Here is a 20,739-nt window from a genome sequence, read left to right as displayed (position 1 = left end):
ATGACCCAAGGCAGACTTGCGCGCTGGCTGCATCTGGCCCACCGCTGGCTGGGCGTCGGGCTCGGCCTGATGGCGCTGCTCTGGTTCGTCTCCGGCCTGGTCATGCTGTTCGTGGCCCGGCCGCAGCTTGACCAGACGGAGCGCCTGGCCGCGCTGCCTGTGCTCGACCCAGCAGGCGTGCGCGTCACCCCTGCCGCCGCCTGGCAGGCCCTGGGCCTGCCAGGCCAGCCACAGGCGATCCGGCTGAACGCAGCCGACGGCCGCCCGGCCTACCGCATCCTCGCCGGGCAGCACTGGCATGCGGTCGATGCGGCCACGGGGGCGGTGCTGCCGGCGCCCGACGCCGAGGCCGCACGCCGCCTGGTGCAGGCTTTGGCGGACGGGCACGAAGTCGCCCGCGTCGCCGCGGTGGAGGTCGATCAGTGGACCGTCTACCGCCGCTTCGACGCCCTGCGTCCGTTCTGGCGCGTCGAGCTTGGCGACGGACGCCACTTCTATGTGTCCACCCGCTCGGGCGAGATCGCACTCGACACCAGCACCGCCGAACGCGCGTGGAACTGGCTCGGCAGCGTGACGCACTGGATCTATGTCACGCCTTTGCGGCAGAACACCCCGCTGTGGCGCAACGTGGTGCTGTGGGCGAGCTTCCTGGCCCTGGCGCTGACGGCCACCGGCTTCTGGCTTGGCTGGCAGCGCCTGCGCATCAAGCGCCGTTACAGCGGCGGCCGGATGACACCGTACCGCGATCCCTGGAAGCGATGGCACCTCCTGGCGGGCATGGCAAGCACGCTCATCCTGCTCGGCTGGCTGCTCAGTGGCTGGCTGTCGATGGCGCCGTTCGGCCTGGCATCCGGCCCACAGCGGATCGTCGGCAACACGCTACCGGCCATCGCCACGCTGGGCGCACTGCCGCAGCCGGCGCCCGACAGCCGTGAGCTGGAATGGAGCGGTCTGGGAGGCCATGCGCTGCGCGTCGACCGCCAGGCGCAGGGTTCGCGCATCGTCATCGACGGCCAGTCCGCGCAGGACAGCCTCACGCTGGCCGACATCGATCAGGCGCTACAAGCCATTCCGGGCATCACCATCGCCCGCATCGCATGGCAAGCGGAGGCGGACAGCCGCTACTACGCCCTGCGCCACCACCCGCGCACCTTCCCCGTGGTACGCGTCGAACTCGGGGACGAAGCCGCCACGGTGCTCTACATCTCGCCACGCAGCGGCCACGTTGCACACACCAGCAACCGCCACGACTTCGCCCAGCGCTGGCTGTACCAGGGCCTGCATCGCCTTGACTTCCCCTACCTCGCCGCCCGTCCCCTGCTCCGGGATGCACTGATCATCGTGCTCTCGCTGCTGGGCATCGGTTTCTGTCTCACCGGCTGCCGTCTCGCCTGGAGCCGGCTCGTTCGCTGACACAGCTGCTGCCAGCCGTGACACCGGCCGCCCCCCTGGGGGCGCCGGAGCGGCTCTCCTCACCCCTCTCCTGCGCTGCTGCATGTCATCCGCGCGCCCGTTGCGCGCGCCTTTCATGGCGTTCGAGCCATCGCATCCGTCATACAAAAACCTGGCCCATTAATTAGTATTGGCTTATATTAATGAGCGCTTAACCACCCAGCAAAGGAGTTTCACCATGAAGAAGACCCTCGTCGCCCTCACCATTGCGCTTGCTTCCAGTGCTGCCCTCGCCGACAAGCAGCCGGTCACCGTGGTACTCACCGCCCAAAGCACCATGACCCAGGGCATGGCCATGGTGCTCACCAACCAGATGCAGGAGCAGGGTGCGCAGGTCCATGTGCTGCTCTGCGACCATGCCGGCGACCTGGCGCTCAAGGACGCGGGCGGCGAAGCACTGAAGCCCAACAACGTGACGCCGGCGCAACTGCTCGACGCCGCGCTCAAGAAAGGCGCCACCGCATCGGTGTGCGCGCTCTACCTGCCCAACAGCGGCAAGACCGCGGAAGACCTCAAGGACGGCATCAAGGCGGCCAAGCCTGCAGAGATGGGCGCGGCCCTGCTGGAACCGAACCGCAAGGTAATCGGTTTCTAAAGGCCCTTTCGTACCAAGCGGCCGTGCCAGCGCGCAGCTGGCCCGGCCTTCGACGCCACCGCGGCCTGGCTGTTGCCGGCGCTGTCGAGTGGCGTGGTCGCACTGCTCAGGCCGTCGCGTCATCCTCGCCGATCAGCACCAGGCTGGCCGACAACCATTTGTGCGGCGGGATCTCGAGGTTGGTCGGCGCCGGCTGACTGCGGAAGACCCGCCCGGCGAGGTCGAAGATCGAGCCGTGGCAAGGGCAGAAGAAGCCCCCCGGCCAGTCGGCGGCGATGCCGCTCGCTGCGCCCGTCGTGAACTTGTCCGACGGCGAGCAGCCGAGATGGGTGCAGATGCCGATCACCACCAGGTATTCCGGGTTGATCGAGCGATGGCGGTTGGCGGCATAGTCGGGCTGCTGCGCCTCACCTGACGCGGGATCTGCGAGACGGTCCTCATGGGCCTCGAGGCCCGCGACCATCTCGGGCGTGCGTCGCACGATCCACACCGGCTTGCCGCGCCACTCCACGGTCATCATCTCGCCGGGTGCGAGCTTGCCGACGTCGGCCTCGACGGGCGCGCCGGCCGCGCGTGCGCGCTCGGATGGGGTCAGGCTGGCGATGAAGGGCACGGCGGTGGCAGCAGCGGCCACCGCACCGGCGCTGGAGGTGGCAATGAGGAGTCGACGGCGCTCCTTGAGGGTATCGGACATGGTCTGCGTCTCCTGGGGTCGGTGTAGTGGCGCAGGCTTGCGCGCTTGAAAAGGAAGCGGGGCCGGAGGACAGCGCCGGCCGTCACCACGGGGGGTGATCGCAGAGGGGAACGATCCTTTTGGTGAGCACGACTCGACCCCGCCTCTATCACTATATAAGCAAACACTGTGCCTATCCGCATCGTCTCCATACAGGCGGGCGTTCGCCGCATGCGGGTGCATCTCCGGGTTCCATGGCGTCATGGCACCCCGTCACCGATGGCAGATCTACGCCACCCATGCTGCCATTTCGCCCCTCATGGCAGTCTGTAAAACCTCAGCTGTGAGCGACCTCGGCCGGAGGGCGCAGGCCACTCAGCACCGGATGCACGACCGGGCCGCGCATGGCGGGCCACATGGCGAACACGAAGAGCCCCCAGCCCAAGCACCAGCACACCGCGGGCTGGCGCAAGGCATCGCCCAGCATGGACAGGGGCTGAAGACGCAGCACGGGCGAGACCAGCACCAGGGCCGCAGCCAGCATCTGCATGCCGGTCGGCTGAAGCCCGCTGCGCGTGCGCAGCATTGCTGCGCGCAGCATGATACCGAGGCACATCCCGCCCATCGCCCCCATGGTCAAGGCATGCAGGGCCGTCCCCGGCCCCAGGCCCCCCGGCCAAGCCCAGCCAAGCAGTGCCGCCCCCTGCAGCACCAGCCCAAGCGCCAGCCAGACCCAGGCGCCATGCAACATCCACACGGCAGGCAGGCCGCCGAGCCGCCACGGCCGCCAGCCCAGCCAGCGCATGAACTGCAGGACGCCGGTACAAAGCAGCAGCACCCCCGCCCATCCAGCCGCACCCTTGCCAAGCGCCATGGCAAGACTCGCCGACAGCAGGCCGAGCGATACCCATTGCGGCCAGTCCGGCGCACGCACGCTATCGGCACGGCCGAGATGGCGCAGCCCTGCCTGGGTGAACGCGGGCACCGCGCGCCCTCCGATCGCGACCATCAGGAGAGCGAAGACGAGTACCCCGAGCAGGCCGGCATCGCCCACCCCGCCCCCCGCCCGCTGGCTCGCGAGCAGATACTGTTCAGCCATGCCGGGGCCAAGCGGCGCGAGCGCAAGCGGCACACGCCGCCACATGCCGGCACCGGCTACGCCATGTACCAGCCAGGCCGCGAGCAGGACGTGGAACGCAGCGCCCGGCAGCACCTGCGCCACCACCGGCAGATGCCCCGCCAGGGGCACGACGGCGCGCCCCAGCCCCCACAGGCCCACCAAGACCCACAGCACGGCCGCCGGCAGGTGGTGCCGGCCGGTCCAGCTCGGCAGCGCCGTCAGCAGGTAGCCCGCCATCGCCGCACCGCCCATGCCGAAGAGCAGGAGGTGAACGTGGACGAACACGGCATCCTCGCCAGGCGCCAGCCACGACAACCCACCGGCCACGGCGGCGACGCCGGCCAGCAGGAAGAACGGACGAAACGCTGCCTGGCTCAGATCATTGAACATGGATGATTCCCGCTGCTCGTTCCGGCCTCAAGGCCGGCAGGCGGCAAGCATAGCCGGACTTTCGCCCGCGCCGCCGATGGCGCCGCACGGCTGGCGACGTCGAGTGTCACATTCACGCGGCAGCATCGCGCTTATGATTGCGCGTTCCCGGCATGTACCAAGAGGCGTAACGATGCGCGAGATGGCAGGGCCCGATCGCGGCCCCTGGGCGGTATTCCTGGTGTTCCTGCGCCTGGGCCTGACCTCGTTCGGTGGCCCGGTGGCACACATCGGCTACTTCCGCGACGAGTTCGTGACCCGGCGCCAGTGGCTGAGCGAGCGCAGCTATGCGGATCTGGTCGCGCTCTGCCAGTTCCTGCCCGGCCCGGCCAGCAGCCAGGTCGGCATCGCGCTCGGTCTCAGCCGTGCGGGCTATGGCGGGGCACTGGCAGCCTGGGCGGGCTTCACCCTGCCGTCGGCGATCGCGCTGACGCTGTTCGCAATAGGCATCGCCACCCATGCCGAGGCCATCCCGCCTGGTGTGCTGCAGGGGCTCAAGATTGCCGCAGTGGCGGTGGTGGCGCAGGCAGTGTGGGGCATGGCACGCAGCCTGTGCCCCGACACGGCGCGCGTCTCCATGATGGCGGCGGCCACGTGTTGCGTGCTGCTGCTGCCCTCGGCGTGGGTGCAGGTCGGCGTGATCGCTGCGGCCGCTGCCATCGGCCTGGTCGCGCTGCCGGCGCGCGAGGCTGCGCATCAGGACGCCTTGCCGATCACGGTGGGGCGCCGGGCGGGCGTGCTTGCGCTCGGCCTCTTCGCCGCCTTGCTCATCGGCCTGCCGATGCTGAGCGCACTGTTTCCGACGCAGACGATGGCGATGGTCGACGCCTTCTACCGCGCGGGCGCGCTCGTGTTCGGTGGTGGCCATGTCGTCCTGCCCCTGCTGCAGAGCGCGGTGGTGCCCAACGGCTGGGTTGCGAGCGACAGCTTCCTGGCCGGCTACGGCGCGGCGCAAGCCGTCCCCGGCCCCTTGTTCACCTTCGCGGCCTTCCTGGGCGCCTCGATGAACGACGCCCCGAGCGGCTGGCTGGGGGCGTTCATCTGCCTGCTCGCAATCTTCGCGCCGTCCTTCCTGCTCGTGGTCGGCGCCTTGCCGTTCTGGGAGCGCCTGCGCCGGAACACCCGCACCCAGACGGCCCTCGCGGGCATCAACGCGGCCGTGGTCGGGCTCCTCCTTGCCGCGCTCTACGACCCGGTGTGGACGAGCGCGATCCACGGCCCGGCCGACTTCGGGCTGGCGCTGCTGGCCCTGGTGGCGCTGCTGTTCTGGAAGCTGCCGCCCTGGCTGGTCGTGACCGCCAGCGGCCTTGCCGGCTGGGCGGCGAGCGCGCTGCTCTGATACCGCCTCGACCTCAACCCGCCGGTTGCCCCTGGCGCGCATGAGCCATGTCCCGCCTTGCATGCCTGATGATGTCCAGTCCCGACCACAGCGCGAGGCTGGACATCACCAGCGCCACGACCAGATCCGGAAGGCCGCTGCCGGTGCCGAACACCCCTGCGGCGGCAAGGATGACCGCCAGGTTGCCGATCGCGTCGTTGCGACTGCACAGCCACACCGAGCGCATGTTCGCATCGCCGCCGCGAAAACGGTACAGCAGCAGCGCCACACCTGCATTCGCGAGCAACGCGAGCACACCCACCGCCCCCATGGTCAGCGGCTCGGGCACCAGGCCGTGCTGGAACGCCCACAGGGCGCGCACGACGACCGCTGCGCCGAACAGGGTCATCACCACCCCCTTAAGCAGGGCCGCGCGCGCCCGCCACAGCAACCCCCACGACAGCACCATCAGCGACAGCGCGTAGTTTGCTGCATCGCCGGCAAAGTCGAGGGCGTCGGCCCACAGGGCAACCGACCCCACAGCAAGACCTGCGACGAATTCGACCACGAACATCACCGCATTGACGCCCAGCGCAATCCACAATGCCTGGCGGAAACGCGGGCTTGCCGCACCCGCATCGCAGGTGGAATGAGAACAACAACCAGCCACGGCGCGCTCCTGTTTGTATACGATAGGCGCATCAAACACCCTGTAGCCGCTACAGGGTCAAGCGATCGGATGCGATGTCGCGACGAGGAGAGGCAAGCGATGAAGATCGGCGAACTGGCCAAGGCGGCCCATGTCGAGGTCGAGACCGTCCGCTACTACGAGCGCATCGGGCTGTTGCCAGCACCGGCTCGCAGCGACAACGGCTATCGGGTGTATGCGGGCACACACCTCGAGCGCCTGGCCTTCATCCGCCACTGCAGGGCGCTGGACATCACGCTGGCCGACGTCGCACGCCTGCTGCGCTTCGTCGATGACCCGGCAGCGGAATGTGCCGAGGTCAATACGCTGATCGACACCCAGCTCGCCCGTGTCCGCGCCCGCCTCGACAGCCTGCGCACGCTCGAACGCCAGCTCACCACCCTGCGCAGCCAATGCGGCACGCCCAACCGCGCGGCGCACTGCGGCATCCTGCACGAACTGGAAGCCCCCGCACTCGGTGACGCGTGCGTATGCCACGGCGGGCATACGGACTGAAACACGCTGCCAGGGCGCCCGCCACCGGCCTCAGAAAAGGCTGTCGGCGCTGACGACGCAGTTTCGGCCGCTGCGCTTGGCCTCGTAGAGCGCCTCATCGGCACGGGAGAACAACTGATCGAAGGTCTCGCCAGGGCGCAGCGTGGCGAGGCCAAAGCTGGCCGTCACCTCGATGCCGGCCGGGTAGGCAGAGGCAATGCGCTCGCGCAAGCGATCGGCATCGTCTTCGGCCTGCGCGGGCGTAGCGCCCAGCAGCACACACACGAACTCTTCACCGCCATAGCGCACGAGCAACTGCTCGTCGGACGCGGCCTCGGCCAGGAGTCGAGCCACGGCCACAAGCACCTCATCGCCGCGGGTATGACCATGGTGGTCATTGATGCGCTTGAAATGATCGACATCGATGACCACCAGCGTGAGCGGCTGCTCGTTCTCGCGCGCCGCCAGCAGCAGGCGCGGCATCTCGGCCATGAGGTGATGGCGGTTGTGCAGCGAGGTCAAGGCATCGCGCACCGCCATCTCCTTGACCAGTTCATGCTGCGCCGCCAGCTGCTCGAACAGCATGCGCAACGTCAGCAGGTTGCCCAGGCGGGCCGCCAGCTCCTCCGCCACCACTGGCTTGGTGACGAAATCGTTGGCGCCCGCGCGCAGGATCTCCACACGGCGCGCGACATTGTCCAGCGCGGACAAGGCCAGGATCGGCAACTCGGCCTTGCGCCCCGGGAGCGCACGCACGGCGCGGATCACCGAGAGCCCGGTCTGCAGTCCCTCGAGCACGAAGTCGGTGACAACGATCCTGTAGTCCTCGTGGGGCAAGGTCGCAATCGCCTCCTCTGCGGTGCGATAGCGCGACACTTCCAGCCCGAGCCTCTCCATGACTTCGCTGCAGAACTGGGCGGCGGTGTCGCTGTCCTCGACCAGCAGCACGCGGCCGGACAGGCGCCGGTTCGAACGGCGCTCCCACTGCCCGATGTACTGCTCGAGTTCATCGAGCCGTGCCTTGGGAAAACACTCCGTCACCCCGGCAGCAATCGCATCGTCAAACACCCGCTTGTCCGGCGTTGCCGCCAGCATCAGCGCGGGCACCCCTTCTGCCAGCCGACGCCTGCGGACTTCGCGGTAGAACTCGGGGCCGCGCATGTCACCCAGTTCGAGCGAGAAGCACAGGATGTTGTAGCCCCCTTGGGCCAGCGCCTGCAGGCCGGCAACCGCACCGTCGGCCATGTCTACCTCGACATCCCGGCGACGAAAAATCGACTCGATCACCGAGCGCTGGAAGCGCGACGGATCAATGAGCAAGGCCTTGAGCATGGGGTCCTTGGAAGGCGATCACGGCGGCGGGGAACCCCGCCGCAACGGAGTCGAAAGTATGGCTGCGCGCTTCGCCGCATGTCAAACGCACGCAGGACGACGGCAGGCGTTCGCCGACCGCGTACGCTCGCTCAGGAGCACTCACCGAGCAGCCGGTCCCACGGGGCCGTTTCCCCGGCGAAGCGGGCCACCAGAAAATCCACCAGCATGCGCAGGGCCAAGGGCTGATGCTGGCGTGACAGATAGATCGCATGGATGCCCAGAGACTCCGGCTCATGGTCCGGTAACAGATGCACCAGGCGGCCGCTGCGCAGGTCGTCACCCAGATAGTAGGTCGGCAGCATCGCGATGCCGGCGCCAGACAGCGCCGCACGGCGCAGCAAGGCGGTCTCGTTGGTGTGGAAGCTCCAATTGACCGGCACGGTAATGGTCTCGCCGTCCTTGCGCGTCAGCCGGTACTGCTTGCCGATGCCGAAGGCATGCGCAATGCATCGGTGCCGGCGCAAGTCATCGGCACTGCGCGGCAGACCGTGGCGCTGCAGGTAGTCGGGTGAGGCGCAGAGCAGCGAGCGACAGCGCGCCAGTTGCCGGGTGATCATCGTCGGGTCCAGCGTGTTGGTGATGCGTACTGCCAGATCAAAGCGCTCGGCCACCAGATCGGTCGCCTTGTCAGCCACCGACAGCACGATCTCGACCCGCGGGTACTGCTGCTGATACTCGATCAAAGCCGCCGTCAGTTGCGCATCGGCAAACGAACCCGCGGTCGTCACCCGCAGCACACCCGCGGGCTCGCGATTGCGCTGCGCCGCGATGTGGCGCGCCTCCTCCGCGATGTCGAGCATCTGCCGGCAGGAAGGCAATGCAGCCAGGCCCGCATCGGTGAGGCTGACCTTGCGCGTCGTCCGGTGAAGCAAACGGGCATCGAACCACCCCTCCACCGCGGCGAGATAGCGGCTGACCATGGCCGCGGACATGTCCAGATGCTCGGCCGCCTGCGTCAGGCTGCCCCGATCGGCCACCTCCACAAACACGCGCACCGCCGTCAGGCGATCCATTCCATCGATCCTTGCAATAAACAATCAACCAAAACGAACTTTATCAACCACATTGCAAAACATAAAGTGCGCCCCGCAGTCATTGCCAACCCCCAAGGAGACCCGCATGTCCTACAGCCGCCCCCTTAGCAGCTTCGTCGTGCCCACCCTGTTCGCGCTGGGCGTCGTCACCTCATCCGCTGCCGGCGCCCAAGGCGCAGCCCCGCTCACCATCACGACCTACAACGGCGGCGCCAACAGCTTCCACGTCAATGCCGTCGTCGTCAGCGGCAAGAGCGAAGCCGTCGTCATCGACAGCGGCTTCACCCGCGCCGACGCGCTGCGCATTGCCGCCCACGTGCTCGACAGCGGCAGGACGCTGAAAGCGATCCTCATCAGCAATGCCGACCCCGACTTCTACTTCGGTGCCGAAGTGCTGAAGGAGCACTTCCCGCAAGCGCAAGTCCTGACCACCCCGGCCGTACGCGAGAAGATCCAGACCAAGCTGCCCGCCAAAGTCGCCTTCTGGGCCCCCAAGATGGGCCCCAACGCCCCGCGGCAACCCATCGTGCCGGATCTGCTGCCGGGCACCACCCTGAGCGTCGATGGCGAGACCATCGAGGTGCGCGGCACGACCGGCGACCTGGCCCATCGCCCCTATGTGTGGATTCCGTCGATCAGGACCATCGCCGGCAACATTGCGATCTTCGGCAATCTGCATGTATGGACCGCCGACACCCAGAAGCCCGCCGAACGCCAAGCCTGGCTCGCCCAGCTCGACGAGATCGAAGCGCTCGCCCCCGTCACGGTCGTCCCTGGCCACATGACCGCCGGCAGCACACTCGACGCCAGTGCCATCCGCTACACCCGCGAGTACCTGCAACGCTTCGACGCGGAAGCCACCAAGGCTGCAAACGCAGCCGAGCTGATCGAAGCGATGACGACAGCCTATCCGCAGGCCGGCCTGGGTATCGCGCTGGACATCGGCGCCAAGGTCAACAAAGGCGAAATGCAGTGGTAATCGGCTGACACCGTGCCCGTTCCGCTCGAATCGGGCACGGGACAGCTCTGCCATCATGTCTCCCTCACACTGATACCTTCTCCCCACACCCCATGAACTCGACCACGCACTTCGACCAAAGCGCCGCCACCTGGGATGCCGACCCGATGAAGGTCGCGCGGGTAGAGGCTGTTGCACACGGCATCCGAAGCGAGGTTCCGCTCAGCTCGGCGATGCGCGCCCTCGAGTATGGCTGCGGTACCGGCCTGCTGAGCTTTGCCTTGCGGGCCGAGCTCGGGGAGATCGCGCTGGCGGAGCGGCTGCGGTTTGCGCTGAATGCGGCCAGGGCGTTGTCATCCAGCACAAGGCCCAGCGCAGTCAGGAATCGGATGAGGGTGTTTCCACGGGCGCCGACAGTTCACGCCAGCGCAACCACTGCCCACAGGCAGAACGCACGCCACGCAGGCTGCGGTGCCACGGCCCCTCGATGCAGACGCCGCGTACCGTCGGGGAGGCGACCTCGACCGTGTCCGGTGCGTCGCCGGGCCGCCGCCGACCATGCCAGCGATCACAGCTGATGCACCGGCGCTCGCTCGAGGGTTGGATCAGGGGCATGGGCATGGGCATGGGCACTCGATTTTCAGGTGGGTGGCACCGGTCGATGCCGAGGCGCGACGCTTCTACCAAGACAAGGCCGTACAAAAGGTGAGCGCACGGAAGGCGCATGAAAGCCCCCCGCGAGTTGCAACTTCGACCGACGACCTGTCTTCGACCTCAGCTACCGGTGGCTTGATGGCGTAATCAGGCAGCAATGTGCTGGTCACCCGCCGTTCGAGCGTCAGGCGACGGCGAACGGCGGCTTCTCCGTCCTGCCAACTGGAACTACCGACCCTGAGCCGCCTGATGACGTTATCAAGCTAAACGGCAACATGCCGGTTACCAAGCTGCCGTCCGTGCGGCTCTTTGAAAATACCCGATGTGAATTTACTTACATACGTAACTCTTGCAAGACTTCAGGGTGAGAAACGGCAACACGGAGCAACGTCTTGGCCGCACCCGTAGGCGAGCGACGCCCCTGCTCCCACTCCTGCAGCGTTCTGGCTGACACTCCGAGCAGATCCGCAAAAGCTTGCTGAGACAAGCCCATCTTTGCACGAGCCTCAGCTGCTTCGGACAACTCGACACGCGTGGTGCGTACGGCCTCGCCACGCCTCATTTGCTTGACGGACTCAAGCAAATCCTGCTGGAACTTTTCGATTTCAGAGGGCATCTTCGACTCCTTGCTTTAACTCCGCCAAGAAGGACGTGGGGAGATTGTCGAACTTGGCTTTCTTGTAGGCGATCAAGAGCCAAATGGTTTCGGTGTTCGCGTTGAAGTAGATGACCCTGGCGCCACCGCGTTTTCCTTGTCCCGCAGATGTCCAACGGACCTTGCGGCAGCCACCACTTCCCCGGATGACGTCACCGGCTTCTGGATTGGCTGCAATCCAGTTGATGAACTCAGCGCGCTCGGCCTCCGACCAGATTTCACTGGCATAGCGCTGGAAGATCGCGGTTTCAGCAACTGTTCTCACATGCGGAATATACGTCATTGACGTATATCCCGCAAGCAGCGGCGCAGACACAGTTTTTGACCGAGGCCGATAACAAGCAGACGGCAAGTCCCTGATCGGCTATCCGTCGTTCGCGTTGGCGGAAATTTCCCAGTCGCTACGTCTCGTGATGGCCGAATGTGTGAGGTCGGGCTGAGTGCTCAGTAGCTGCCGTTGGTGATCAGGCCGACCACTCGCCGACCACCGATGTCACCCACAGTCAGAGAACACCCCCGCCCGGTGAGGCACGCGCCGTTCGGTGACCAGGAGGCTGATCACCCGCGCAAGCAAAAACGCCCGGACGTCATCCAGGCGTTTTCGACTTTATTTGCGCAGAACAAAAGCACACGCCCCCGCCGCCGGCTTACTCCACCGTCACCGACTTCGCCAGGTTCCGGGGCTTGTCCACATCCGTACCCTTGACCAATGCGGCGTGGTAGGACAGCAGCTGCAGCGGGATCACGTGCAGCACGGGCGACAGCATGCCGTAGTGCTCGGGCATGTGCAGGATGTGCACGCCTTCGGATTCCGGGATCTCGCTGCCGGCGTCGGCAAACACGTAGAGCTCACCGCCGCGGGCGCGGACTTCCTGCAGGTTGGACTTGAGCTTCTCGAGCAGTTCGTCCGCGGGCGATACGGCGATCACCGGCATGTCCTTGTCCACCAGCGCGAGCGGGCCGTGCTTGAGCTCGCCGGCGGCGTAGGCTTCGGCGTGGATGTAGGAGATCTCCTTGAGCTTGAGCGCACCTTCCATGGCGATCGGCCAGTGGCTGCCGCGGCCGAGGAAGAGCGCGTGCTCCTTGCCGGCGAAGCGCTGGGCCCACTTTTCGATCTCGGGCTCGAGCTCCAGCACCTTCTGCACGGCGACGGGCAGGTGGCGCAAGGCGGCCAGGCGGCGCTCTTCGTCTTCGGCGCTGAGGCGGCCGTTGAGCTTGGCCAGCGCCAGGGTAAGCAGCGCAAAGGCGGCGAGCTGGGTGGTGAAGGCCTTGGTGGAGGCGACGCCGATCTCGGGGCCGGCGCGGGTGATGAAGCGCAGCGCGGTCTCGCGCACGATGGCCGACTCGGGTACGTTGCAGATCGCCAGCGTGCGCTGCATGCCGAGCGCCTTGGCGTGCTTGAGCGCGGCCAGGGTGTCGGCGGTCTCGCCCGACTGCGAGATGACCACGACCAGGGTGTCGGCGTCGGGCACGGATTCGCGGTAGCGGTATTCGCTGGCGATCTCGACGGTGACCGGCAGCTTGGCGATGGCCTCGATCCAGTAGCGTGCGACCAGACCGGCGTGGTAGCTGGTACCGCAGGCCAGGATGAGCACGCGACGCACGCCGTCGAAGACCTCGGCCGCGCGCGCGCCGAAGTGCTGCGGCGTGATGCCGGCGCCGCCGCCGATCAGCTCGAGCGTGTTGGCCAGGGCCTGGGGCTGCTCGAAGATTTCCTTCTGCATGTAGTGGCGGTACTGGCCGAGCTCGACGGCGTCGGCCGACAAACTCGACAGATGCACCGCGCGCTCGACCGGGGTGCCGTCGGCGAGCACGATGCGGTAGCTGTCGCGGCGCAGCTCGGCGAGATCGCCGTCTTCCAGGTACACCACCTTGCGTGTGACCTGGAGCAGTGCAGCGGTGTCGGAGGCGGCGTACATGCCGTCTTCGCCCACGCCCAGCAGCAGCGGCGAACCGCGGCGGGCGACGATGGCACGCCCGGTCTCGGCCTCGGCCAGCACGCCGATGGCGTAGGCGCCGACGAGCTCATTGGTGGCCGCACGCACGGCGTCGAAGAGGTCGGGCGTGGTCTGCAGCTTGCTGTGGATGAGGTGGGCGATGGCCTCGGTGTCGGTCTCGGATTCGAAGACGTAGCCCTTGCCCTGCAGGTCGGACTTGATGGCCTCGAAGTTCTCGATGATGCCGTTGTGCACCACCGCCAGGCCGCCCGAGATGTGCGGGTGGGCGTTGCGCTCGGAAGGCACGCCGTGGGTGGCCCAACGCGTGTGGGCGATACCGATGTTGGCGGAGAGCTGGCGCGCATCGGCCAGCGCAGCGAGCTCGGCGACGCGGCCGCAGGCGCGCAGGCGGGTGAGTTCGCCCGCGAGCACGGCCAGGCCGGCCGAGTCATAGCCGCGGTATTCGAGCTTGCGCAGGCCTTCGAGCAGGACAGGGACGACGTTGTTCGACGCGATCGCAGTGACGATGCCACACATGGAAGGGCTTCCTTGAAGAGGTGTTCGTTTTGGTTTTTTGGGGCGGATTCAGCGCGGTTGCTTGACCGGGCGCTTCCACTCCAGGCTGATCTGCTTGACGCGGGTCACGGTGAGTTGCCCTGCAGGTGCATCCTTGGTCAGCGTGGTGCCGGCGCCCAGGGTGGCGCCGCGACCCACGCGTACCGGCGCGACGAGCTGGGTGTCGGAGCCGATGAAGACCTCGTCCTCGATGATGGTGCGGTGCTTGTTGGCGCCATCGTAGTTGCAGGTGATGGTGCCAGCGCCGATGTTGACCTTGCTGCCGACGTCGGCGTCACCGACGTACGCCAGGTGGTTGGCCTTGGAGTGGTCGGCGATGACGCTGTTCTTGACCTCGACGAAGTTGCCCAGATGCACGTCACTGCCGAGCACGGTGCCCGGGCGGGTACGGGCGTAGGGCCCGATCACGCAGGCCTGGCCCATGGTGGTGCTGTCGACGTGGCTGAAGGGTTCGAGCCGGGTGCCGGCGCCGATGCGGGCGTTGCGCACCACGCAGTTGGGGCCGATGCGCACGCCGTCGCCGAGTTCGACCGTGCCTTCGAAGACACAATTGACGTCGATCTCGACGTCCCGCCCGACCGTAAGCGTGCCGCGCACGTCGATGCGTGCGGGGTCGATCAGGGTGGCGCCTTCTTCCATCAGGCGGCGGGCAATGTTGCCCTGGTGGATGCGCTCGAGCTCGGCGAGCTGCACCTTGTTATTGACGCCGAGCGTCTCGGCGAAGGCGTCGGGCTGCACCGTGGCGACATCCACGCCATCGGCCACGGCCAGGCCGATGATGTCGGTGAGGTAGTACTCGCCCTGGGCGTTGTCGTTGCCGATGCGGCCGAGCCAGTCGCGCAGGCGGGCGACGGGGGCGACCAGGATGCCGGTATTGACCTCGCGCACACGGCGCTGCTCGGCGCTGGCGTCCTTCTCCTCGACGATGCGGGTGACGCGGCCGTCGGTGTCGCGCAGGATGCGGCCGTAGCCGGTGGGGTCGTCCATCTCGACCGTGAGCAGGGCGAGACGGGCATCGCCTGCGGCCTCGACCAGGCGGCGCAGCGTGGGTACGCCGATGAGGGGGACGTCGCCGTACAGCACCAGCGCCATGTCGCCATCGGTCAGGTGCGGCAGCGCTTGCTGCACCGCATGACCGGTGCCCAGCTGCGGGGCCTGCCGCGCCCAGGCGAGGTCGGGGGCATCGAGACGCTCTCGCACCACTTCTCCGCCATGCCCATAGACCACGCAGATGCGTTGGGCATCGAGTGTGCGTGCTGCATCGAGCACATGCGCCAGCATCGGCTTGCCGGCAATGGGTTGCAGGACTTTGGGCAGGACCGAGCGCATGCGCTTGCCTTGGCCGGCAGCGAGAACGACGACTTCCATAGAAGATTCCACGGTGGCAAATTGGCGCGGAGTTTAGCATGTGCGCGGCAACGCAACCTGTGAGCAAATGCATGGAGCATCAGCAAAAAATACCACTTTGGGAACAAAACCACGTTTTGATTGCCGCATTGCACAATTTGATCGTTTTTTGTCTTATTCCCGCCGCACACAGCCCCTAGAATTGCGCGTTGTAACGCACACGATACCGAGAACCGACATGCAAGCTCCCGCCCCCGAGTTCATCCAGAACCGCACCTTCGACGAGATCCAGGTCGGCGACGTCGCCACCCTGGTGCGCACGCTCCGCCCCGAGGACATCCACCTGTTCGCGGCCATGTCGGGCGACGTCAACCCGACCCACGTCGACCTCGAATACGCCCGCTCCAGCCAGTTCCGCGAAGTCGTCGGCCACAGCATGTGGGGCAGTACGCTGATCTCCACCATCCTCGGCACCGAGTTCCCCGGCCCAGGCACCGTCTATGTGTCGCAGGGGCTCAACTTCTGGCGCCCGATCACCATTGGCGACACGCTTACGATCAGCGTCACCTGCAAGGAAAAGTTCGAGCACAACCACCACATCGTCTTCGACTGCCTGGCGGTGAACCAGGACGGCTTGAAGGTGATCGACGGCGTGGCCGAGGTGATGGCGCCGACCGAGAAGATCCGCCGCCCGCGCGTGGTGCTGCCCGAGGTCACGGTGTCCGACCGCGAGCTGCGCTACCGCCACCTGCTGTCGGTGTCGTCCGGGCTGGCGCCGATCCCGATCGCCGTCGCCCACCCCTGCGACCGCGAGTCCCTGCTCGGCCCGGTGCAGGCAGCCCAGGCCGGCCTGGTCGACCCGATCCTGGTCGGACCCGAGTCGCGCATCCGCAGCGTGGCCGAAGAGCACGGCATCGACCTCAAGGGCCTTCGCATCGTCGATACCGCGCACAGCCACGCCTCCGCCGAGACGGCCGTGGCCCTGTGCCGCGACGGGGGCGCCGAAGCCCTGATGAAGGGTTCGCTGCACACCGACGAGATGATGAGCCAGGTCATCAAGCACCTGCGCACCGGCCGCCGCATCAGCCACGTCTTCCTCGCCGACGTGCCGACCTACCCGCATCCGCTGATGATCACCGACGCCGCAATCATGATCGAGCCCACGCTCGAGGATAAGGTCGACATCATCCAGAACGCGATCGAGCTCGCCCACATCCTCGGCCTGCCCGAACCCAAGGTGGCGATCCTGTCGGCGGTCGAGACCGTGACCTCGAAGATCCGCTCGACCATCGACGCCGCCGCGCTGTGCAAGATGGCCGACCGCGGCCAGATCAAGGGCGGCCTGCTCGACGGCCCGCTCGCCTTCGACAACGCCGTTTCGCTGGTCGCTGCCAAGACCAAGGGCATCAAGTCGCTCGTCGCCGGCAACGCCGACATCCTGGTCGTGCCCGACCTCGAATCCGGCAACATGGTGGCCAAGCAGCTCGAGTACCTGGCCAATGCGCTGATGGCCGGCGTAGTGCTCGGCGCACGCGTGCCCATCGTGCTGACCAGCCGCGCCGACACCGCCGAGACGCGTACCGCGTCGTGCGCGGTCGTGCAGCTGATGGCACACAGGAAGCGTGAGGCGCTGGCACGATGAAAGCCGTCCTCGTTCTCAATGCAGGCTCGTCGAGCCTCAAGTTCGCGCTCTATCCGGTCAACGGCGAGGTCGCACTCGCACCTGCGGTGTCGGGGCAGGTCGAAGGCATCGGCGCCACGCCCGAGGTCACGCTCAAGACGGCCGCCGGCGAGCGCATCCAGGAACCGGTCGCCACTGCCGGCAGCCAGGGCGAACAGCACCGCGACGCGCTCGAGCACGTCTTCGGCTTGCTCAACCGCCACAATCCGGCGCTCGACATCGTCGCTGCCGGTCATCGCATCGTGCATGGCGGCGAGCGCTACAGCGCGCCGGTCGTCCTCGACGCGCGCCTGCTCGAAGAGCTGGAAGACTTCGTCCCCCTCGCTCCGCTGCACCAGCCGCACAACCTGCGCGCGGTCCACGCGGTCGCGGCGCTGCTGCCGTCGATCCCCCAGGTCGGCTGCTTCGACACCGCCTTCCATCGCACCCAGCCCGCGCTCGCGCAGGCCTTCGCCTTGCCGCGCCGCCTGACCAAGGGCGGTATCAAGCGCTACGGCTTCCACGGCCTGTCCTACGACTACGTGGCACGCCAGCTGCCCGAAGTGATCGGCGAGCGCGCCCAAGGCGCGGTGGTGATCGCCCACCTGGGTAACGGCGCCTCGATGTGCGCCCTGCGCGACGGCAAGAGCGTGGCTTCGACGATGGGCTTCACCGCGGTCGAGGGCCTGATGATGGGCACCCGAAGCGGCAGCATCGACCCCGGCGTGCTCCTCTACCTCATGGAGGAAAAGGGCATGGACGCGCGCGCGCTGACCCGCTTGCTCTACAAGGAATCAGGCCTGCTCGGCGTATCGGGCATCAGCCAGGACATGCGCACCCTGCTCGCCTCCGAAGCCCCCGAGGCCCAGGAAGCGGTGGATCTGTTCTGCTACCGCATCGCGCGTGAACTCGGCTCGCTGGCTGCGGCCGCAGGCGGGCTGGATGCGCTGGTGTTCACCGGCGGCATCGGCGAACACGCCGCCGCAGTGCGCGAGAAGGTGTGCGCCATGGCTGCCTGGATGGGTGTGGAGATCGATTCCGCCGCCAACACCGACCATGCCCGTCGCATCGACACCGCCACCAGCCGCGTCGCCGTCGCCGTGGTGCCGACCAACGAAGAGCGCATGATCGCGCGCTACACCGCGCAGGCGCTGGGCCTGTAACCCCACAGCCCCCCCTGTAGGAGCGGCGCAAGCCGCGAGCTCTTCGGGCAGCCCCCATCGTCTTCGCCTTCAACCCCTCGCGGCTGGCGCCGCTCCTACAGGGGGGCGACGCGCGCTGGGTTGGCTGTAGGAGCGACGCGAGTCGCGAGCCTTTGAGGGGCCGATGCGCGGCCAGGGTATTCCCGCCTTGGGCAAGCCGGGCACATAGTGCTAACGTCATGAACCCCAGCACGACGGAGCGCACCATGAGAGCACGTACCCTTCTCGCCACCGCGGTCATGATGGCCGCCTTCGGCGCCCTGGCCAGGCAGCCGGTCGACACCGGCCACGGCGGCGCTGTCGCCACCATCTCCCACCACGCCAGCCTGGCGGCGATGGAGATCCTCAACGCCGGCGGCAATGCGATCGACGCGGCCGTGGCCGCTGCGGCAACGCTCGGCGTCACCGACCCCTTCAGCTGCGGCATCGGTGGCGGCGGCTTCATGCTCATCTACTCGGCCAAGGACCGCCGGGTAATCGCCGTCGACCACCGCGAGGTCGCCCCCGCCAGCTTTCACCCCGGGGTGTTCCTGAATGCCGACGGCAGCGCAATGGACTGGAAGGCCGCCGTGCCCAACGGCCTGTCGGTGGGCGTGCCCGGAACGGTGCGTGGCTGGCATGAGGCGCTGACGCGCTACGGCACGATGGGCTTCGAGCAGGTGCTGGCGCCGGCGATCCGCGTCGCCGAGGAAGGCTTCGAGGTCGGGCCCAACTTCCATCGCATCAACACCGCCAACGAAGCCAAGTTCGCGCGCTTCTCCACCGCATCGGCGCTTTACCTGCAGGACGGCAAGGCGCTACCGGTGGGCAGCCTGCATCGCAACCCCGAGCTGGCGCAGACCTACCGCGACATCGCGCGCGGCGGCGTGAAGGCCTTCTACGAGGGGCCGATCGCCGCCAGCATGGTGGCGGCGGTGAACCACCCGCCCGCCAACCCGGGCGTCGAGGTCATCCCCGGCAGCCTGACGATGGCCGACCTCAAGGACTACGAGGCGCGGCTACGCCAGCCGATCCGCTCGAGCTACCGCGGCTACGAGATCCTCGGCATGCCGACGCCCTCGAGCGGCGGCATCGCCATCGCCCAGGCCCTGAACATCATGGAAAGCTTCGACCTCAGCGGCAAGTCGCGCGCCGAGATCGAGCACCTGTACCTGGAAGCCTCGCGACTCGCCTTCGCCGACCGCAATGCCTATGTGGCTGACGAGGCCTTCACCGACGTGCCCTTCGAAGGCTTGTTGTCGAAGGACTACGCGCGCGAGCGCGCCCGCCTGATCAGCGCCACGGCGGCGCCCGGCAAGGTGGAACAGGGCGACCCCTACGCCTTCCAGAACGACCTGTCGGTGCCGCTGCGCCCGACGCCGCGGCCGCTGGCACAGGAGTCGATGCACACCACGCACCTGGCGGTGTCGGACCGCGAGGGCAACATCGTCGCCTACACCTTCACCATCGAGGACTGGGGCGGCAGCGGCATCGTCGTGCCGGGGCGCGGCTTCCTGCTCAACAACGAGCTCACAGACTTCGACTTCAGCGCCCCCCACCCCAATGTCCCAGAGGCCTTCAAGCGCCCGCGCTCGAGCATGAGCCCGACCATCGTATTGAAGGACGGCGCGCCCGCCTTCACCATCGGCTCGCCGGGCGGCTCCACCATCATCACCACCGCGCTGCAGACCATCGTCAACCACATCGACCTCGGCATGAGCCTGGCCGATGCGCTCGCCGCCCCGCGCATGAGCCAGCGCAATGGCGACACCACCCTGGTCGAGACGCTGCTGCAGTTCCCCGGCAGCGAACAGGCCAGGGCGCTCGAGGCGATGGGTCACCAGTGGCGCGAGACCGAGCAGATCGGCGCCGCCAACGGCATCCGCTTCAATGCCGATGGCACGGTCACCGCAGTCAGCGAACCACTGCGCCACGGCGGTGGCAGCGCGATCGTGCAGAAGCACTAGGCCTAGAGCAGCGTCCTTGCCTCGTCCGCGCCGATCCACAGCGCGGTCGCGGCGAGCAGCGCTGCCATCGTGTAGTTGAAGACCATCAGCGCAGCCGGCTGCTGCAGCCAGGCCCGCAGACGCGCACCGGCAACCGCCCACACGGTGATGCAGGGCAGGTTCACCGACATGCACACCAGAGCCAGGCCTGCCGCCGTTTTCCAGTCGGCATCGCGCGGCAGGAACAGGATGGCGATGTTGAGCACCATCATCCACGCCTTCGGGTTCACCCACTGGAACAGCGCCGCGGCCACGAAGCCGAGCGGCGCGACACGCCCGCCACGCCCCGGCTGGCCCGCGCGCGCCTGGCGCAGCGCCAGCCATAGCAGATAGGTGCAGCCCACCACCACCAGCGGCAGGCGCAGGGCGTCGAGCCAGGCCATCACCCAGGCCAGGCCGCTGGCGACGATCAGCACCTGGACACTGTTGCCGACGCTGACGCCAAGCAGGTGCGGCAGCGTGCGGCGGAAACCGAAATTGACCCCCGATGCGGCGAGCATGATGTTGTTGGGTCCCGGGGTAACGGACATCGTGGCGACGTAGGTCATCAGCGGCAGGTCGATCATGGCGTTCTCCTCGGGGGCTTC

The 20,739-nt window shown here is 67.4% G+C and carries 18 protein-coding genes; 8 read left to right on the top strand and 10 right to left on the bottom strand.

Features of this window, described 5'->3' with window-relative positions; all coding sequences use genetic code 11:
* Positions 1-1,413, top strand: a complete 1,413-nt coding sequence (locus B447_RS03270) for a PepSY domain-containing protein (protein ID WP_002936394.1) — start codon at positions 1-3, stop codon at positions 1,411-1,413.
* A 217-nt stretch (positions 1,414-1,630) separates the two neighbouring features.
* On the top strand, positions 1,631-2,047 hold the full coding sequence (locus B447_RS03265; RefSeq protein WP_002925909.1) for a hypothetical protein: 417 nt from the start codon (positions 1,631-1,633) through the stop codon (positions 2,045-2,047).
* A 106-nt stretch (positions 2,048-2,153) separates the two neighbouring features.
* Here the strand turns inward: B447_RS03265 and petA are convergent, their stop codons facing one another.
* Both petA and B447_RS03255 read right to left on the bottom strand, forming a co-directional pair.
* Positions 2,154-2,741 (bottom strand): ubiquinol-cytochrome c reductase iron-sulfur subunit, encoded by a 588-nt coding sequence (gene petA, locus B447_RS03260; RefSeq protein WP_002936390.1) that lies wholly within the window; start codon positions 2,739-2,741, stop codon positions 2,154-2,156.
* A gap of 316 nt (positions 2,742-3,057) precedes the next feature.
* On the bottom strand, positions 3,058-4,230 hold the full coding sequence (locus B447_RS03255; protein WP_002936386.1) for an NnrS family protein: 1,173 nt from the start codon (positions 4,228-4,230) through the stop codon (positions 3,058-3,060).
* A 172-nt stretch (positions 4,231-4,402) separates the two neighbouring features.
* On the opposite strand from B447_RS03255, the gene chrA reads away from it, so the two are divergent.
* Positions 4,403-5,608 carry a chromate efflux transporter gene (gene chrA / locus B447_RS03250; RefSeq protein WP_002936384.1) on the top strand — a complete coding sequence of 402 codons (1,206 nt, stop codon included), beginning with the start codon at positions 4,403-4,405 and terminating at the stop codon, positions 5,606-5,608.
* Between the two features lie 13 nt (positions 5,609-5,621).
* Here the strand turns inward: chrA and B447_RS03245 are convergent, their stop codons facing one another.
* Positions 5,622-6,257: a cation transporter gene (locus tag B447_RS03245; RefSeq protein WP_037982258.1), complete on the bottom strand. Its 636-nt coding sequence runs from the start codon at positions 6,255-6,257 to the stop codon at positions 5,622-5,624.
* A 99-nt stretch (positions 6,258-6,356) separates the two neighbouring features.
* Here B447_RS03245 and cadR point away from each other — a divergent pair, with 99 nt between their 5' ends.
* Positions 6,357-6,791: a Cd(II)/Pb(II)-responsive transcriptional regulator gene (cadR, locus tag B447_RS03240; protein WP_002936377.1), complete on the top strand. Its 435-nt coding sequence runs from the start codon at positions 6,357-6,359 to the stop codon at positions 6,789-6,791.
* A gap of 30 nt (positions 6,792-6,821) precedes the next feature.
* On the opposite strand, the gene B447_RS03235 is transcribed toward cadR, so the two are convergent.
* Complete coding sequence (locus B447_RS03235; protein WP_002936376.1) at positions 6,822-8,102, bottom strand: GGDEF domain-containing protein; 1,281 nt, start codon at positions 8,100-8,102, stop codon at positions 6,822-6,824.
* A 131-nt stretch (positions 8,103-8,233) separates the two neighbouring features.
* A complete protein-coding gene (locus tag B447_RS03230) occupies positions 8,234-9,157 on the bottom strand; it encodes a LysR family transcriptional regulator (RefSeq protein WP_002936375.1) in 924 nt (307 codons plus the stop codon).
* Positions 9,158-9,263: 106 nt separating this feature from the next.
* Between B447_RS03230 and B447_RS03225 the strand changes: the two genes are divergently transcribed.
* Entirely contained in the window at positions 9,264-10,157 is an 894-nt protein-coding gene (locus B447_RS03225; RefSeq protein ID WP_002936374.1) for an MBL fold metallo-hydrolase, read from the top strand.
* A gap of 967 nt (positions 10,158-11,124) precedes the next feature.
* Here the strand turns inward: B447_RS03225 and B447_RS03220 are convergent.
* From B447_RS03220 to glmU, 4 genes are all read right to left on the bottom strand, one after another.
* Positions 11,125-11,406 (bottom strand): helix-turn-helix domain-containing protein, encoded by a 282-nt coding sequence (locus B447_RS03220; protein ID WP_002925881.1) that lies wholly within the window; start codon positions 11,404-11,406, stop codon positions 11,125-11,127.
* Positions 11,396-11,728: a hypothetical protein gene (locus B447_RS03215; protein WP_002936373.1), complete on the bottom strand. Its 333-nt coding sequence runs from the start codon at positions 11,726-11,728 to the stop codon at positions 11,396-11,398. Before B447_RS03215 ends, B447_RS03220 begins: the two co-directional genes overlap by 11 nt.
* Positions 11,729-12,092: 364 nt before the next feature.
* Positions 12,093-13,919, bottom strand: a complete 1,827-nt coding sequence (gene glmS / locus B447_RS03210; protein WP_002936371.1) for a glutamine--fructose-6-phosphate transaminase (isomerizing) — start codon at positions 13,917-13,919, stop codon at positions 12,093-12,095.
* Positions 13,920-13,967: 48 nt separating this feature from the next.
* Positions 13,968-15,326, bottom strand: a complete 1,359-nt coding sequence (gene glmU, locus B447_RS03205) for a bifunctional UDP-N-acetylglucosamine diphosphorylase/glucosamine-1-phosphate N-acetyltransferase GlmU (protein ID WP_002936370.1) — start codon at positions 15,324-15,326, stop codon at positions 13,968-13,970.
* Positions 15,327-15,543: 217 nt separating this feature from the next.
* Between glmU and B447_RS03200 the strand changes: the two genes are divergently transcribed.
* The 3 genes from B447_RS03200 (at position 15,544) to ggt (ending at position 20,113) form a co-directional block, all read left to right on the top strand.
* Positions 15,544-16,947 carry a bifunctional enoyl-CoA hydratase/phosphate acetyltransferase gene (locus tag B447_RS03200; RefSeq protein ID WP_002936368.1) on the top strand — a complete coding sequence of 468 codons (1,404 nt, stop codon included), beginning with the start codon at positions 15,544-15,546 and terminating at the stop codon, positions 16,945-16,947.
* Positions 16,944-18,128 carry an acetate/propionate family kinase gene (locus B447_RS03195; RefSeq protein WP_002936366.1) on the top strand — a complete coding sequence of 395 codons (1,185 nt, stop codon included), beginning with the start codon at positions 16,944-16,946 and terminating at the stop codon, positions 18,126-18,128. Before B447_RS03200 ends, B447_RS03195 begins: the two co-directional genes overlap by 4 nt.
* 245 nt (positions 18,129-18,373) lie before the next feature.
* Complete coding sequence (gene ggt, locus B447_RS03190) at positions 18,374-20,113, top strand: gamma-glutamyltransferase (protein WP_002936364.1); 1,740 nt, start codon at positions 18,374-18,376, stop codon at positions 20,111-20,113.
* A gap of 2 nt (positions 20,114-20,115) precedes the next feature.
* On the opposite strand, the gene B447_RS03185 is transcribed toward ggt, so the two are convergent.
* Positions 20,116-20,718 carry a LysE family translocator gene (locus B447_RS03185; protein ID WP_002925873.1) on the bottom strand — a complete coding sequence of 201 codons (603 nt, stop codon included), beginning with the start codon at positions 20,716-20,718 and terminating at the stop codon, positions 20,116-20,118.
* Between the last annotated feature and the right edge of the window lie 21 nt (positions 20,719-20,739).

Origin of the sequence: Thauera sp. 27, from assembly GCF_000310125.2 — a bacterium.
GTDB lineage: Bacteria > Pseudomonadota > Gammaproteobacteria > Burkholderiales > Rhodocyclaceae > Thauera > Thauera mechernichensis.
This window is presented reverse-complemented; position numbering and strand designations above follow the sequence as displayed.

Coding starts and splice junctions, on each gene's coding strand:
- cadR (WP_002936377.1), top strand. CDS start 6,357: ATGAAGATCGGCGAACTGGCCAAGGCGGCCCATGTCGAGGTCGAGACC.
- B447_RS03235 (WP_002936376.1), bottom strand. CDS start 8,102: ATGCTCAAGGCCTTGCTCATTGATCCGTCGCGCTTCCAGCGCTCGGTG.
- chrA (WP_002936384.1), top strand. CDS start 4,403: ATGCGCGAGATGGCAGGGCCCGATCGCGGCCCCTGGGCGGTATTCCTG.
- B447_RS03225 (WP_002936374.1), top strand. CDS start 9,264: ATGTCCTACAGCCGCCCCCTTAGCAGCTTCGTCGTGCCCACCCTGTTC.
- glmU (WP_002936370.1), bottom strand. CDS start 15,326: ATGGAAGTCGTCGTTCTCGCTGCCGGCCAAGGCAAGCGCATGCGCTCG.
- B447_RS03195 (WP_002936366.1), top strand. CDS start 16,944: ATGAAAGCCGTCCTCGTTCTCAATGCAGGCTCGTCGAGCCTCAAGTTC.
- glmS (WP_002936371.1), bottom strand. CDS start 13,919: ATGTGTGGCATCGTCACTGCGATCGCGTCGAACAACGTCGTCCCTGTC.
- B447_RS03230 (WP_002936375.1), bottom strand. CDS start 9,157: ATGGATCGCCTGACGGCGGTGCGCGTGTTTGTGGAGGTGGCCGATCGG.
- B447_RS03265 (WP_002925909.1), top strand. CDS start 1,631: ATGAAGAAGACCCTCGTCGCCCTCACCATTGCGCTTGCTTCCAGTGCT.
- B447_RS03215 (WP_002936373.1), bottom strand. CDS start 11,728: ATGACGTATATTCCGCATGTGAGAACAGTTGCTGAAACCGCGATCTTC.
- B447_RS03255 (WP_002936386.1), bottom strand. CDS start 4,230: ATGTTCAATGATCTGAGCCAGGCAGCGTTTCGTCCGTTCTTCCTGCTG.
- B447_RS03185 (WP_002925873.1), bottom strand. CDS start 20,718: ATGATCGACCTGCCGCTGATGACCTACGTCGCCACGATGTCCGTTACC.
- petA (WP_002936390.1), bottom strand. CDS start 2,741: ATGTCCGATACCCTCAAGGAGCGCCGTCGACTCCTCATTGCCACCTCC.
- B447_RS03200 (WP_002936368.1), top strand. CDS start 15,544: ATGCAAGCTCCCGCCCCCGAGTTCATCCAGAACCGCACCTTCGACGAG.
- B447_RS03270 (WP_002936394.1), top strand. CDS start 1: ATGACCCAAGGCAGACTTGCGCGCTGGCTGCATCTGGCCCACCGCTGG.
- ggt (WP_002936364.1), top strand. CDS start 18,374: ATGAGAGCACGTACCCTTCTCGCCACCGCGGTCATGATGGCCGCCTTC.
- B447_RS03220 (WP_002925881.1), bottom strand. CDS start 11,406: ATGCCCTCTGAAATCGAAAAGTTCCAGCAGGATTTGCTTGAGTCCGTC.